Here is a 13409-nt window from a genome sequence, read left to right as displayed (position 1 = left end):
AGGAAAAGAAGATGTTCGATCTCACTGGAAAGACTGCGCTTGTAACCGGCGCAACGGGCGGCATCGGCGGCGCGGTCGCCCGCGCCCTGCACGCCCAGGGCGCGACGGTCGTCCTGTCCGGCACCCGCGAGGCGGTGCTGCAGGATCTGGCGAAGGAATTGGGTGAGCGCGCCTTCGCCGCCGCCGCCAACCTGTCGGACGCCGAATCGGTCGACGGCCTCATCGCCCGCGCCGAGGAAGCCGCCGGCGCGCCGCTGGACATCCTGATCGCCAACGCCGGCATCACGAAGGACGGCCTGCTGATGCGAATGAAGGACGAGGACTTCCAGGACGTCATCCGGATCAATCTGGAGAGCTATTTCCGCCTGTCGCGCGCCGCGATGAAGGGGATGATGAAGCGACGCTCGGGCCGGATCATCGGCGTGACCTCGGTGGTCGGCGTCACCGGCAACCCCGGCCAGACCAACTATGCGGCCTCGAAGGCCGGCATGATCGGCTTTTCCAAGTCGCTGGCGCAGGAGGTGGGCTCCAGGGGCATCACCGTGAACTGCATCGCCCCGGGCTTCATCGCCTCGCCCATGACGGACGTGCTGAACGACGCCCAGCGCGAGACCATCCTGAAGAACATCCCGGCCGGCCGCCTCGGCACGGGGGACGAGATCGCCGCCGCCGCCGTCTATCTTTCGTCGGACGAGGCCGCCTATGTCACGGGCCAGACGCTGCACGTGAACGGCGGCATGGCGATGATCTGATTTCGCCTGGCTTGGCCGGGGGCTATTTCCTGCCCTGACGGCTGTGCTAAAGGCCACGCAACCGACCGGCCTGAGTCTTCGTTGAAGGCTTGCGCCGTCGCCGCTGTCGTCATACGGCAGTGACTGAGACAACAGCCGCCCCGGCGGCCCTAAAAGCAGAGACTCCCATGTCCGACACCCTGGAACGCGTCCGTAAGATCGTTATCGACCACCTGGACGCCGATCCGGAAAAGGTCGTTGAAAAAGCCAGCTTCATCGACGATCTGGGCGCCGACTCGCTCGACAACGTCGAACTGGTGATGGCCTTCGAGGAAGAATTCGACATCGAAATCCCGGACGACGCCGCCGAACACATCCAGACGGTCGGCGACGCCGTGAAGTTCATCGACGAGAAGCTGGCCGGCTGATCGCCGCCGCTTTCGATACGGCTTTGATGGCCGCCGTGGCGCGCCCCTAGCGGGGTCGCCCGGCGGCCATTACTGTTTGCGGTCAGGATTCTGTAGCGAGGAGCGCTCATGCGCCGCGTCGTCGTCACCGGTCTCGGTCTGCTCACGCCTCTGGGCTGGGGCGTGGATCACACCTGGAAGGGCATCCTTGAAGGGCGTTCGGGCATCGGCCCGATCACCAGCTTCGATACCGAAGGCTATGCCTGCACCATCGCGGGTGAAATCCCGTCCGTAGACGGCCGCGGCGGCGGCGCGCCCGGCCAGCCCGGAGTCTTCGACCATGAAAAGGTCATGTCGCCCAAGGATCGCAAGCGGGTCGACGACTTCATCGTCTACGCCATCGCCGCAGCCGACGAGGCCCTGGCCGACGCCGGCTGGAAGCCCGAGACCGAGGAACAGCGCGAACGCACAGGCGTCATGGTCGGTTCGGGCATTGGCGGTCTGGGCCCCATCGCCGACACCGCCATCATCCTCAAGGAGCAGGGCCCGCGCCGGGTCAGCCCCTTCTTCATCCCCTCGGCCCTGATCAACCTGACCTCGGGCCAGATATCGATCCGCCACGGCCTCAAGGGCCCGAACCATTCCGTCGTGACCGCCTGCGCGACCGGCGCCCACGCCATCGGCGATGCGGCGCGGATGATCATGATGGACGACGCCGACGTCATGGTGGCCGGCGGGGCGGAAAGCTCCATCGTCCCCATAGGCATCGCCGGCTTCCTGGCCTGCAAGGCCCTGTGCACCGCGTACAACGATCAGCCCGAAAAGGCCTCGCGGCCCTGGGACAAGGACCATTCCGGCTTCGTCATGGGCGAGGGCGCGGGCATCGTGGTGCTGGAAGAGTACGAGCACGCGAAAGCGCGCGGCGCGACGATCTACGCCGAGGTCATCGGCTATGGGCTCAGCGGCGACGCGTATCACATCACCGCCCCGGCCGAGGACGGCAACGGCGGCTACCGCGCCATGCAGATGGCCGTCAAACGGGCGGGTATCGAGGTCTCGGACATCGACTACGTCAACGCGCACGGCACCTCGACCATGGCCGACTGGATCGAGGCCGGCGCCATCGAGAAGCTGATGGGCGACCACGCGCCGAAGGTGGCCCTGTCCTCGACCAAGTCCATGACCGGACACCTGCTGGGCGCCGCCGGGGCCATCGAGGCGATCTTCTGCATCCTCGCCATCCGGGACCAGATCGCGCCGCCGACCATCAACCTGGACAATCCCGAGCAGGAAACCGCCCTGAACCTGGTCCGCGACAAGGGCCAGCCAATGGAGATTGATGTGGCCATGTCGAACAGCTTCGGCTTCGGCGGCACCAACGCCACCGTCATCTTCCGCAAGGTGAGCTAGGTGGGGGTCGAACGGGGATCGGGCCGCAAGACGGCCTTCCTGGCGGCCACGGCCACCATCAGCCTGTTCATCATCGCCGCCCTGGTCGCGGCCTGGAGCGTCTTCTACGCCCCCGGCCCGGCGGCTCGGGACGGTCGACAGACCACCATCGTCACCCTGCCCAGCGGCGCGGGCGTCTCGGCCATCGCCGCGACCCTGAAGTCGGCGGGCGTGATCCGCTCGACCGACATGTTCAAGGCCGCCGCCACCCTGACCGGCGCCGACCGCAAGCTGCGCGCCGGCGAGTACGAGGTGCCGAGCAAGGCGTCGCTGCGATCCGTCATCGTCCTGCTGGTCGAGGGCCGGGTGGTCCGCCACTACGTCACCCTGCCGGAAGGCTGGTCCTCGGCCCAGGCCGTCGACATCCTGAACAAACAGCCGATCCTGATCGGCACGGTGGACGTGACCCCGGACGAGGGCTCCCTGTGGCCCGACACCTATGAGGTCAGCCGCGGGGAAACCCGCAATTCGGTGATCGCCCGCATGCGCCGCGCCCGCGACGAGAACCTGGCCCGCCTGTGGGCCGCCCGCAGCCCGACCACGGTCGTTCGCTCGCCCGAGGAAGCCATGGTCCTGGCCTCGATCGTCGAGAAGGAAACCGGTCTGGCCGCCGAACGTCCGCGCGTCGCCGCCATCTTCACCAACCGTCTGCGCGCCGGCATGCGGCTGGAGAGCGATCCGACGATCGTCTATGGCATCACCCGCGGCCGCCCTCTGGGCCGGGGCATCCGGCGGTCCGAGCTGGATCGCCAGACGGCCTGGAACACCTATCAGATCGACGGCCTGCCTCCGACGCCCATCGCCAATCCGGGTCGCGACGCCATCGCCGCCGTGCTGAACCCGCCCCGGACCGACGAACTGTTCTTCGTCGCCGACGGCACGGGGGGACACGTCTTCGCCCGAACCTATGACGAGCACCTGATCAATGTCGCCCGCTGGCGCGAGATCGAGCGTCGCAAGGCCGGCCTGCCGCCCGAGGCCGCGCCGCCGGCCGTGCCCGGCACGGTTCCCGGCGTGCCCAATGCGCCCCCCGAGGCCGCCGCGGGCGCAACCGCGGCTCCGGGGGTGACCGCGCCGCCCGGCGCCCGCGTCATCAGCATCCCGCAGACGACCCCGGCGCCGGCCCGATGAGCCGGATTTCCGGCATGACCGGCTTCGGGCGTGCGGACGGCGCGCTCGCCGTCGAGGGTGGGGGCGACTGGAGCTGGTCGGTCGAGGCCCGTTCGGTCAACGGCCGCAATCTGGAGGTCCGCTTCCGCGGCCCGCCCGGCTTCGACACCCTGGAGCGCCACGCCAAGGCTTCGGCCCAGGCCCGGCTGAGCCGCGGACAGGTCACGGTCGGGATCCAGGCCAAACGCGCCGACCCCGGCGCCGCCGCGCTGAAGATCAATCAGGACGTCCTCGCCCGCTATCTGGCGCTGGCCAATGAGCTGGCGGAGGAGGGGGCGACCCCGCCTTCGGCCGACGGCCTGCTGTCCCTGCGCGGCGTGCTGGAGGCGCCCGAGGACGCCGACGAAGCCGAGGCCCGCGCCGCCGTCGAGGCCGCCATGGCCGTCACCATCGATCAGGCCATGGACGCCCTGAAGCTCTCGCGCGACCGCGAGGGCGGCCAGCTTCTGCCCGTGATCACCGACTTCATCGCCCGCATCGACGCCCTGACGGTCCAGGCCGAAACCGGGGCCGCCGCCCAGACCGACGCCATCCGCGAGCGGTTCACCCGCCGCATGACCGAATTGGCGCCGGACGCTCCGGGGCTCCAGGACCGCATCTTCCTCGAGGCGGCGGCGCTGGCGACCAAGGCCGACGTGCGCGAGGAACTGGACCGGCTGACCGCCCACGTCGCCTCGGCCCGCACCCTGTTGCAGCAACCCCCCGCCGGACGAAAACTCGACTTCCTGATGCAGGAATTCATGAGGGAGGCGAACACCCTCTGCTCGAAATCGGCTACGACCGCGCTCACCGGAATCGGCCTCGAGCTGAAGGCCGTCATCGAACAGTTGCGCGAACAGGTCCAGAATGTCGAATGAACGCACGCCCCGCCGCGGCGTCCTGCTGATCGTCGCCAGCCCGTCCGGCGCGGGCAAGACCAGCCTGTGCCGCCGCCTGATGGCCGACCACGGCGGGCTGGAGCTGTCGATCTCCATGACCACCCGCGGCATCCGCCCTGGCGAGGTCGCCGACCGCGACTATCATTTCGTCGACGACGCCGAATTCCAGCGTCTGATCGATGCCGACGCCTTCCTCGAATGGGCCGACGTCCACGGCGCCCGCTATGGCTCGCCGCGCGCCCCCATCGACCGGGCCCTGTCCGAGGGACGGGACGTCCTGTTCGACATCGACTGGCAGGGCGCCCGCGACATCGCCCGCAAATGCCCGGAGGACGCCGTCCGCGTCTTCATCCTGCCGCCCAGCCTCGAGGAGTTGCGCCGCCGCCTGGTGACCCGTTCGCAGGACGCCGAAGAGGTCATCGAACGCCGCATCGCCAACGCCAAGGGCGAGATCGAGCACTGCGGGGACTTCGACTACATCTTCGTCAACGACGACTTCGACCGCAGCTACGCCGAACTGGCCCACATCTACCACGCCGAACGGTCCCGGCGGTTCCGCAACCTCTGGGTCGACGCCTACCGCAACGCCCTGCTGAACGAGGCGGTCTAGAGACGCGCTGGCGCAGACGGTGGCGGGTCCCCCCTTCAGGCTGGTCGGTGGACGATAGCGGCCTTTGCCACTCCACACGATGCCGAAACTGAGGCGCGCCCGCCCACAGTGAGGCTCAGAGCGCGCGTGCAAGCCGCAGAAAGCCCGCGCCATCGACCACCTCGGCGCGCGCGTCCGGCTCGATCCCGGCGGCCTCGCACAGCGCCGCGCCGCCCAGCGTCTTCAGGCTGGATCGCAGCATCTTGCGGCGCTGGCCGAACGCCGCCGCCGTCACCCGTTCCAGCCGCTTCAGTGTCTCCGCATCCGGCCGATCCGTCCGCGGGACCAGATGGACCACGGCCGAGGCCACCTTCGGCGGCGGCGTAAACGCCGCGGCCGGCAGATGCATGACCAGACGCGCCTCGCACACGGCCTGGCTGATCACCGCCAGCCGGCCGTAGGCGTCGTCGCCCGGCGCGGCGACGATCCGCTCGGCGACTTCCTTCTGGAACATCAGGGTCAGGGCGTGGGGCGTCCACGGCCCGGTCAGCCATTTGATCAGCAACGGCGTGCCGACGTTGTAGGGCAGGTTGGACACCACATGCGCGGGGCCCTCAACCAGCTCCGCCTCGCGCACCTTCAGGGCGTCGGCCTCGACCACGATCAACCGTCCGGATCCGTCGTCGAGCTCGGCCAGCAGAGGGAGGAAGCGGGGGTCCTTCTCGACCAGCACCACCTTGCCGGCGTCGCTTTCCAGCAGGGCCCGGGTCAGACCGCCGGGGCCGGGGCCGACCTCGATCACGGCGCGGCCCTCGAACGGGCCGGCCAGGCGTACGATCTTGCGGGTCACATTCAGGTCCAGCAGGAAATGCTGGCCGAAGCTCTTCTTCGCCGACAGCCCGTGGGCGTCGAGGGATTCGCGGAGGGTGGGGAGGTCGGTCACACGGGCTGCTTACAGCGCCCGGCGCGCCGCCGCCATCTGTCCGGCCAGACGGATGGCCGCGATCAGGCTGTCGGCCCGCGCGACGCCCTTGCCGGCGATGTCGAAGCCGGTGCCGTGGTCGGGCGAGGTGCGGATCACGGGCAGGCCCAGGGTCGTATTGACCCCGCCCCAGAAGTCCAGCGTCTTGACCGGGATCAGGGCCTGGTCGTGGTACAGGCACAGGACGGCGTCGTAGGTCGCGCGCGCGTCGTCGTGGAACAGGGTGTCGGCGGGCAGGGGATCGGTGATGGTGATGCCTTCGCCCCTGAGGATCCCGACCGCCGGGGCCAGCACCTCGATCTCCTCCAGTCCGATCGCCCCGCCTTCGCCCGCGTGCGGGTTCAGCGCGGCGAGGGCCAGCCGGGGCGCGGCGACGCCGAAGTCGCGCTTCAGCGCCTCATGGACCACGCGCGCCGTGCGGCAGACGCGTTCGACCGTGACCAGTTCCGGCGCCTCGGCCAGCGGCGCATGGATGGTGACGAGGCAGGCCCGCAGATCCTTCGCCGTCAGCATCATCACCGGTCCGCGCGCGCCGGCGAACGGCGCGTCCGCAGTCAGTTCGGCGATAAATTCTGTGTGACCGGGGAAGCGGAAGCCGGCGGCGTACAACGGGGCCTTGGCGATCGGGGCGGTGACCACGCCCGAGCACTCGCCCGACAGGGCCAGGTTGACCGCCTGCTCGATCCAGTCGGCGACGGTCCCGGCGTTGGCGGGCTCGGGATGGCCCGGCCTGCACTGAATGGGAAGCGGTGAATCGATAACCGGGATGCGCGTCGAAAAGACGTCGGCTGCGTCCGCCGCGGTCAGAACAGCAGCGACCGGCGCGTAGACGCTGAGCGCCTGGGCGTCGCCGATCACGACGAAGACCGGACCCTCGGCCTTCAGCGCCGCCCACGCCTTCGCGATGATCTCGGGTCCCACGCCCGCCGGTTCGCCCATGGACAGGGCCAGCGGCGCGGGGCCGGTCATCACTTCATCTCGATGAGGGCGTCCTCACGCAGGTCGCGCATATAGCGCTTGCCCAGGGTCGCGAGGTTCTGGCGGAACAACTGGGCTTCCACGGCGCGCGCGTCGGGAGCCTCGACCCCGCCGGCCCGGCGTCCGCAGACGCCCAGCAGGTGGACGCCCAGCGGCGTGCGGACGGGAGTGCTGACCGAACCGACCTCGGCCGAGCGGGCGACCTGCTGGAACTGGGGCGCCAGGTTCTGCACGTCGGCCTCGCCCAGGTCGGAGCCCAGCAGGCCCTGTTCCGACGTGGCGCGTTGCAGCATCGTATCGCAGGTCAGCTGGGGCCGAAGGGCCTCCAGGCGCGCCGTGGCCGCGGCCACCTCCGCGTCGGTGGCGGTCTCCGGCAGCTCGATCATCACCTGTTTGATCTGCACCAGGCTGGCCGACGCCCCATCCCGCTTGTCGCGCATATAAACAATATAGACCCCGCCATCGACCGGAATTGGCCGCGACAGCTGGCCGACTTCGAGCTGATCCAGCGCCTGTTGCAGGGCCGGCTGCATGGTGCCTTCCACGACCCAGCCGGCGTCGCCGCCGCGGGTGGCCGAAGGCGCGGCCGAGAACTGCTGGGCGACGGCCTGGAAGGGTGCGCCCTGGACCATCTGCTGGACCAGTTGGGTGGCGCCGTTCAGCGCGGCCTGCTGGCCGCCGACGCGGCTGGCCTCGATATAGATTTCGCCGATCAGATACTGCTTCTTCGAGGCCGCCTCGGCGGCCTGGCGAAGGGCGGCGTCGACCGCCGCCTTGCTGACGCGGGCGCGGCTCTGGAAGCGTCCGCCGACCAGTTGGGACCAGCCAAGCTGGGTCCGGAGCTGTTCGCGCAGGGTCGAGGGACGGATGCCGCCCTGGGCGAGGAAATCGATATAGGTCGCCGGTGCAGCGCCGACTTCCTGGGCCATGGCGGCCAGTTCCTGATCGACCTCCTCGTCGGTGATCACCAGGTCCTCGTATTTGGTCAGTTCCTGGGCCTGCAGCCGCTCGTCGATCAGCAGGTTCAGGGCCTGCTGCTGGATGGCCGGAATATTCTCGGGCGTCGGCTGGACCTGGGTCATGGCGATCAGCAGCAGCATCCGCTGGCGAAGGTCGTAGCCGGTGATGACGCTGTCGTTGACCGTGGCCAGGATGCCGTCGGACATCTGGAACGCGGGTGCGGCCGGAGCCGCGGGCGGCGCCGCCTCGGCCGCCGGATTCAGGGTTCCCGCAGCGGCCGGAGCCTGGACCGGCGCGGTCTGCGCCACGGCCGTACCGGCCAGGAGGGCGGCCATCGCCACGCCCGTCATATAACGCGTCAAACCCATATCAGTCCGTATTCCTCAAGCGGCGTTGGCCCGGATTTGATCCGGATAATCATTCCGCGCGCCCCCGGGTCGCGCGGCGTCCAGCGCCTGTCGCTGCGTCAATACCCTGTACCGCCGAAAGTGGCGAGGTTTAGGCGCACATAGACGCCCTCGGACGGGCCCGTCGGGCGTACGCGGGTGTTGTCGCGCCGCCAGCCCAGCTCGAACCGGAAACAATCGTCATCGAACAGCAGTCCGATGTCGGAGCGGGTGATCTCGTCCTGTTCCAGGTCGGCGATGCCGGCGACGGTCACGCCCCAATTGCCATAGATGAACTGCTGGCCCGACAGCTGGATGAATTCATAGTTGCGGTTCAGTGGCCCCTCGATCGGGTTGGACCGGTCGATAATATAGGTCACCGTCGCCAGGTTGCGCCGGCCCCAGCGGCCGTCGGCCGAGGCCTCGGCCCGCCGCACCTCGCCCGAGGAATCGATCGTGGCGTGCCCCCAACCCCGGACCCGGTCCGACGGGGAGAAGCTGCCCTGGACGACCCAGTCCGACGTATCCGACGCCAGACCCGACGGATCGTACAGCTGCGCCGGCGCGTCGGGCACAGGGACGCGGAACCCAGGTTGCTCGGCGTCGCGCAGGCTGCGGCCGACGAACAGGCTGGCTTCCCGGCCCTGATCCCAGCGCATGGTCGCCCGCATGCCGGCGGTAAGACGCAAACCACCCTCCAGCAGGTCGTACCCGGGGAACCGGTCGGTCCGGAACAGCGAGCTCTGGTCCAATTCCAGCGTCTGGCTGTCCTCGTTCGGAATACGGGGGTCCAGGTCGGGATCGGTCGAGGCCGAGAACTGGGCCATGGGCTCGAGGATCAGGTCGGCGCTGTCGCCCATCCGCCGGATCAGGGGATAGCTGACATCCAGGCCGGCCGTGGCGCGTCCGCGGGAGATTGTCTCGTCTTCCAGCCCCAGGCTCGGCGGCAGGTCGGCGATCGAATAGACGTCGGCGCGCACGTCGACGAACGGCTCCCATCGCACGCCGGCGCGGGAAATCATGGTCCGGCGCCACTCGGCCTGGCCCGAGATACGGCGGCTGTCGACGCCGGGCTGGCCGAGGATCGAGCCAGGCGGGATGACCTCGGGACGCAGGACCGGGCTGCCGACATAGGCGTCGCGATACAGGGCTACGGCTGTGCTTCGCAGCCGTAGACGCCCGCCCAGCACCGGACCGTCCGGCTCCCACCGCGCCTCGATCAACGGCGCGACGAACGGCAGGCTGCCGTCGGCCTCGAATTCGTTCAGACCCGGCGCATCGTCATTGGGAACGGCCACGCGGAGGCTCTGCAGGTCGAAGGCTGCGATCGAGAGATACGACCGCTGGGTCTGTCGCTCGGCGTAGACCTGACTGATCAGCCGGCGGCGGTCGCCGTAGTAAAGGCCGTTGTCCTGATATGGGTCGTGGATGTCGTAGCGGTCGAACAGGGTCTTGTCCGAGGTCCGCTCGGCGGTGAAACCGGCGCGCCACGGCCCATCGGGATCGAACCGGCCGTAAGCCAGCAGATAACTGCGGTGTTCGGCCTCGATCGGGATGTCGGGCACGTTATCGCCGTCGGCGTCGAAATCCCCGAAATTCTCTTCATAGGTATAGCCGACGCGGGCCTGGACGGTCGCGTGCGAGAACCGCCGGCGCCATTGCAGGTTCAGCAGGGGCGCCACGTCGGTGTTGAACTGCGGACTGATCAGCCAGTCTTCAGACGGCGAGATGACGCGCAGATAGGGCGTCTCCACACTCAGGCCGCGTCCGTCGTCATAGCTGGGGATCGGCACCAGGAAGCCCGAGGCGCGCTCCACAGTCGGATCCGGATGGGCGAAATACGGCAGGTAGAGCACCGGCACGCCGCCCACGCGGAAGACGGCGTTGCGGTACAGAACCGCCCGCAGCTCCTCGTTCTGGACGACCTTCTCGGCCTGGACGGAGATGCTGGGCTGCTTTGGCCGGCCTTCAGCGTCGCAGATCGGGCACGGCGTGAAGATGGCGTAGTTCAGCTCGTTGACGTGTTCGCTCCGGCGCACGGCGGTCGCGGCCATCAGGCTGCTGCCGTTGGGGAACCGGCTGGCCAAGTCGACAGCGACGCCGGCCTTCATGTCGGAATCCAGCTCCAGATAGCTGGCGAAAATCACCGTGCCGCCCGCGTCAGTGAACTCCACCCGCCGATTGGCCGTGGCGACGCCGAGCGCCAGATCGTAGCTGATCTCGCCCGCTCTCAGCGTCGAGCCGCGGAATCGGGCCAGCACCCGGCTGGCGTCGAGGCCGCTTGCCGTGATGACGTCGCCCTCGCGGGATGCGACGTCAGCCTCGAGATACAGGGCGTCCGGCGTCAGTCCGTCCGGGCCGGCTGCATTGGACGCCGGCGTGGCGGGTGCGGAGGGGGTCTGCGCATGGGCGACGGACGCCCAGCCGGCCAGGGCCATGGCGGCGGCGCCGGCCAGAAGCCGACGGCGCAAGGCTGCCGTGTCGGGCGCGCGGCGGTCACGCTGCATGCAAAAATCACTCTGGCCGTGGAGGGGCGACGAGGGTTCGCTTAGCCGTCTTCGGTATAGAACAGCAAGGTGAAGGCGGCGAGCGCTGTCAGCAAGGGCGGCAGCCATGCGGCCAGCCAGGGCGGGATCACCTCGGCGGAACCGAACGCTGAGGCCGCCTGGTTGACGAAGAAGAAGCCGAATCCCAGCACCACGGCCGCGACGCTCATCTTCGCCAGATCACCCAGCCGCATCAGCCGCAGCGAAAAGGCCGCGGCCAGGATCGACATGGCCGCGAACATCAGGGGCGTGGCCAGCAATTGCTGGAATCTCAGCCTGTAGGCAGTGGAAGAGAAGCCCGCGTCCGCGACGCGCGCGATCTGGGCCGGCAGCGACCAGAAGGATGTGGACTGGGGCCGGGCGAATCGCTCGAACGCCTCGTCGTCGGCCAGGCTGGAGGGCAGGTCGAGCGTGGCGTAGCGCACCGCTCGCTGGCCGATCTGGGCTCCGACCGCGTCGACCAGGCGCCAGCGCCCCGCGGCCAGGGTCGCGGAGGCGGCGTCGATCCGCTCGGAGAAGGTCCGCATTCCGGCGGCGTCATTGGTGTAGATGAAGAAGCTCACGCCCAGAAGGCGGGCGTTCGCGCGATCCTGTCGGGCCCCGCGAATGACCATCTGCCGCGTGTCGTCGCCCTCACGGATCCAGATCGCCTGTTCGGTCTCGCCGGACATCGCCGATCCGGACAGCCGCGACCGCTCCCGCTGGAACAGCCCGTCCGCCGAGGCCGCCAACGGCCCGAGGGCGCCGACCGTCAGCACGCCAAACATCAGGGCGGCGCCGGCTGCGGGCAGGACGAACCGCCAGGCCGAAACCCCAGCCGCCCGCATCGCGATCAGTTCGCTGCGCCGGTTCAGCCCGACGAAGGCCGCCAGCGTCCCGAACAGAAAGACGAACGGCAACAGCTGGATGATCACCTGCGGCGACTTCAGCAGCATCAGGCCGAGGATGCGCGGGGCCGACAGATCGACGTCCGACCCGACGCCGCGGGAAATTTCCACGAAGTCGATCAGCATGATCAGTGCGCTGATGACGCCCAGTGCGATGGCCAACGACCGGGCCTGCTGGACCAGAACGTAGCGCTCGATCCGGCCGAGGCGGATCCGCGGGACGGGCAGGGCGACGCGGCTCATGCGAACCTCGCCTTCAATTGGTCCACCAGGGGCCAGGGCCGGCTGCGCCGCGGCTTCAGCGCGCGGAACAGCAGCCTCAGGGCGATGGCGGTGGCGACGATCGGCAGCAGATACTGGAACACGTTCAGCCAGCCGTTCCATGCGCTTGCGGACACCACCCCGTAGCCGGCCACCCGTACGATCAGGAAGGCGCCCGCCGCCTTGGCGATTCGCAGGCTGTAGCCGGTGCGGCTGAACTGACCGCCCATGATCGCGGTCAGCGCCATCGCCATGGCCATCAGCGCGTAGAGCGGCGCTGACAGGCGGGAATGCCCCTCCGCCGCCAGTTCTCCGGCCGAGCCGACGGTCTCGAGATCCTGCGGCGAGGGGTTGAACAGCTGCGGCAGGTAAAGGTCCGCCGGCTTGTAGCGAATCCGGTCGGTCAGGTTGGCGTAGGGCGCCAGATCGACCACGGTGCGGCCGAACGAAAAGTATTCGAGGACGCCGCGCGACGAATAGCTTTGCCGCGAGCCGTTCAGCAGGGTCAGGACGGGGCTGCCGTCGATTCGTCCGAAGCGCGCCTCGGCCGCGTCCCAGGTCGTGACCTTGTCGCCCTCGTCGACATAGACGAACAGGTTTTTCAGCAGGCCGTTCTGCTCGATCTGCTGGACATAGACGGTCAGGCCATTGGGGCCCTGGACGAAGCGACCCTCCTCGATCAGCACGGCGGCCAGATCGGTGCGGATGGCGAAGGCCTCGGCGCGGGCCTGACGCTGGCCCCATGGCTGCAGCACCGTGGTGATCAGCAGGGTGACCAGGGCCGCGATCGCCGCCAGCTTGATCGCCGGCCGGATGGCGGACCAGCGCGTCACGCCCGAGGCGAAGACGGCCGTCAGTTCCTGTTCGCGCTGCAGCCGGGTCAGGGCGATCAGCGCCCCGACGAACAAGCCGATGGGCACGATCACGGCCAGCAGCTGCGGCACAGCCAGCAGGGTCAGCTTGACCATCACCCACAGGCTCTGGCCGCGCTCGACGATCACCTCCAGTTGATCCAGGCTCTGGCTCAGAATGCCGATTCCGGTCAGCGCCGCGCACGCGCCGATGACGGGACGCGCGATTTGCCGGAAAAGATAGCCTTGGATCAGGGTCATGTTCGGGAGAAATCGCCCGTTGCAGGCGGCGGCGAGGGAGAGCATCTAATACACACCCGACCGCGCCGGTGAA

Annotated in this window: 12 protein-coding genes; 6 read left to right on the top strand and 6 right to left on the bottom strand. The window is 68.9% G+C overall.

What is annotated here, in order from left to right; genetic code table 11:
- The first annotated feature begins 11 nt into the window (after positions 1-11).
- The 6 genes from fabG to gmk all read left to right on the top strand — a co-directional run bounded on the left by fabG (position 12) and on the right by gmk (position 5245).
- Positions 12-752 carry a 3-oxoacyl-[acyl-carrier-protein] reductase gene (gene fabG, locus BrevBR_RS14200; protein WP_332639841.1) on the top strand — a complete coding sequence of 247 codons (741 nt, stop codon included), beginning with the start codon at positions 12-14 and terminating at the stop codon, positions 750-752.
- A gap of 167 nt (positions 753-919) precedes the next feature.
- Positions 920-1159 (top strand): acyl carrier protein, encoded by a 240-nt coding sequence (locus BrevBR_RS14195; RefSeq protein WP_055830235.1) that lies wholly within the window; start codon positions 920-922, stop codon positions 1157-1159.
- 108 nt (positions 1160-1267) lie between these two features.
- Positions 1268-2548, top strand: coding sequence for a beta-ketoacyl-ACP synthase II (fabF, locus tag BrevBR_RS14190; protein WP_340001378.1), 1281 nt, complete (start codon positions 1268-1270; stop codon positions 2546-2548).
- Positions 2549-3718: an endolytic transglycosylase MltG gene (gene mltG / locus BrevBR_RS14185; protein WP_340001377.1), complete on the top strand. Its 1170-nt coding sequence runs from the start codon at positions 2549-2551 to the stop codon at positions 3716-3718. It abuts the gene before it with no gap.
- Positions 3715-4614 (top strand): YicC/YloC family endoribonuclease, encoded by a 900-nt coding sequence (locus BrevBR_RS14180; RefSeq protein ID WP_340001376.1) that lies wholly within the window; start codon positions 3715-3717, stop codon positions 4612-4614. Before mltG ends, BrevBR_RS14180 begins: the two co-directional genes overlap by 4 nt.
- A complete protein-coding gene (gmk, locus tag BrevBR_RS14175; RefSeq protein WP_332639837.1) occupies positions 4604-5245 on the top strand; it encodes a guanylate kinase in 642 nt (213 codons plus the stop codon). Before BrevBR_RS14180 ends, gmk begins: the two co-directional genes overlap by 11 nt.
- Before the next feature lie 115 nt (positions 5246-5360).
- Here the strand turns inward: gmk and rsmA are convergent, their stop codons facing one another.
- The 6 genes from rsmA to BrevBR_RS14145 all read right to left on the bottom strand — a co-directional run bounded on the left by rsmA (position 5361) and on the right by BrevBR_RS14145 (position 13336).
- On the bottom strand, positions 5361-6167 hold the full coding sequence (gene rsmA / locus BrevBR_RS14170) for a 16S rRNA (adenine(1518)-N(6)/adenine(1519)-N(6))-dimethyltransferase RsmA (RefSeq protein ID WP_332639836.1): 807 nt from the start codon (positions 6165-6167) through the stop codon (positions 5361-5363).
- A gap of 9 nt (positions 6168-6176) precedes the next feature.
- Positions 6177-7175, bottom strand: a complete 999-nt coding sequence (pdxA, locus tag BrevBR_RS14165) for a 4-hydroxythreonine-4-phosphate dehydrogenase PdxA (protein WP_340001375.1) — start codon at positions 7173-7175, stop codon at positions 6177-6179.
- Complete coding sequence (locus BrevBR_RS14160; RefSeq protein ID WP_332639834.1) at positions 7175-8512, bottom strand: peptidylprolyl isomerase; 1338 nt, start codon at positions 8510-8512, stop codon at positions 7175-7177. The genes pdxA and BrevBR_RS14160 overlap by 1 nt, the downstream gene beginning before the upstream one ends.
- 98 nt (positions 8513-8610) lie before the next feature.
- Positions 8611-11037, bottom strand: a complete 2427-nt coding sequence (locus BrevBR_RS14155) for an LPS-assembly protein LptD (RefSeq protein ID WP_340001374.1) — start codon at positions 11035-11037, stop codon at positions 8611-8613.
- Between the two features lie 41 nt (positions 11038-11078).
- A complete protein-coding gene (gene lptG / locus BrevBR_RS14150; protein ID WP_340001373.1) occupies positions 11079-12206 on the bottom strand; it encodes an LPS export ABC transporter permease LptG in 1128 nt (375 codons plus the stop codon).
- A complete protein-coding gene (locus tag BrevBR_RS14145) occupies positions 12203-13336 on the bottom strand; it encodes an LptF/LptG family permease (RefSeq protein WP_340001372.1) in 1134 nt (377 codons plus the stop codon). Before BrevBR_RS14145 ends, lptG begins: the two co-directional genes overlap by 4 nt.
- Positions 13337-13409: the final 73 nt, after the last annotated feature.

This window comes from Brevundimonas sp. BR2-1 (assembly GCF_037626195.1).
Lineage (GTDB): Bacteria > Pseudomonadota > Alphaproteobacteria > Caulobacterales > Caulobacteraceae > Brevundimonas.
This window is presented reverse-complemented; position numbering and strand designations above follow the sequence as displayed.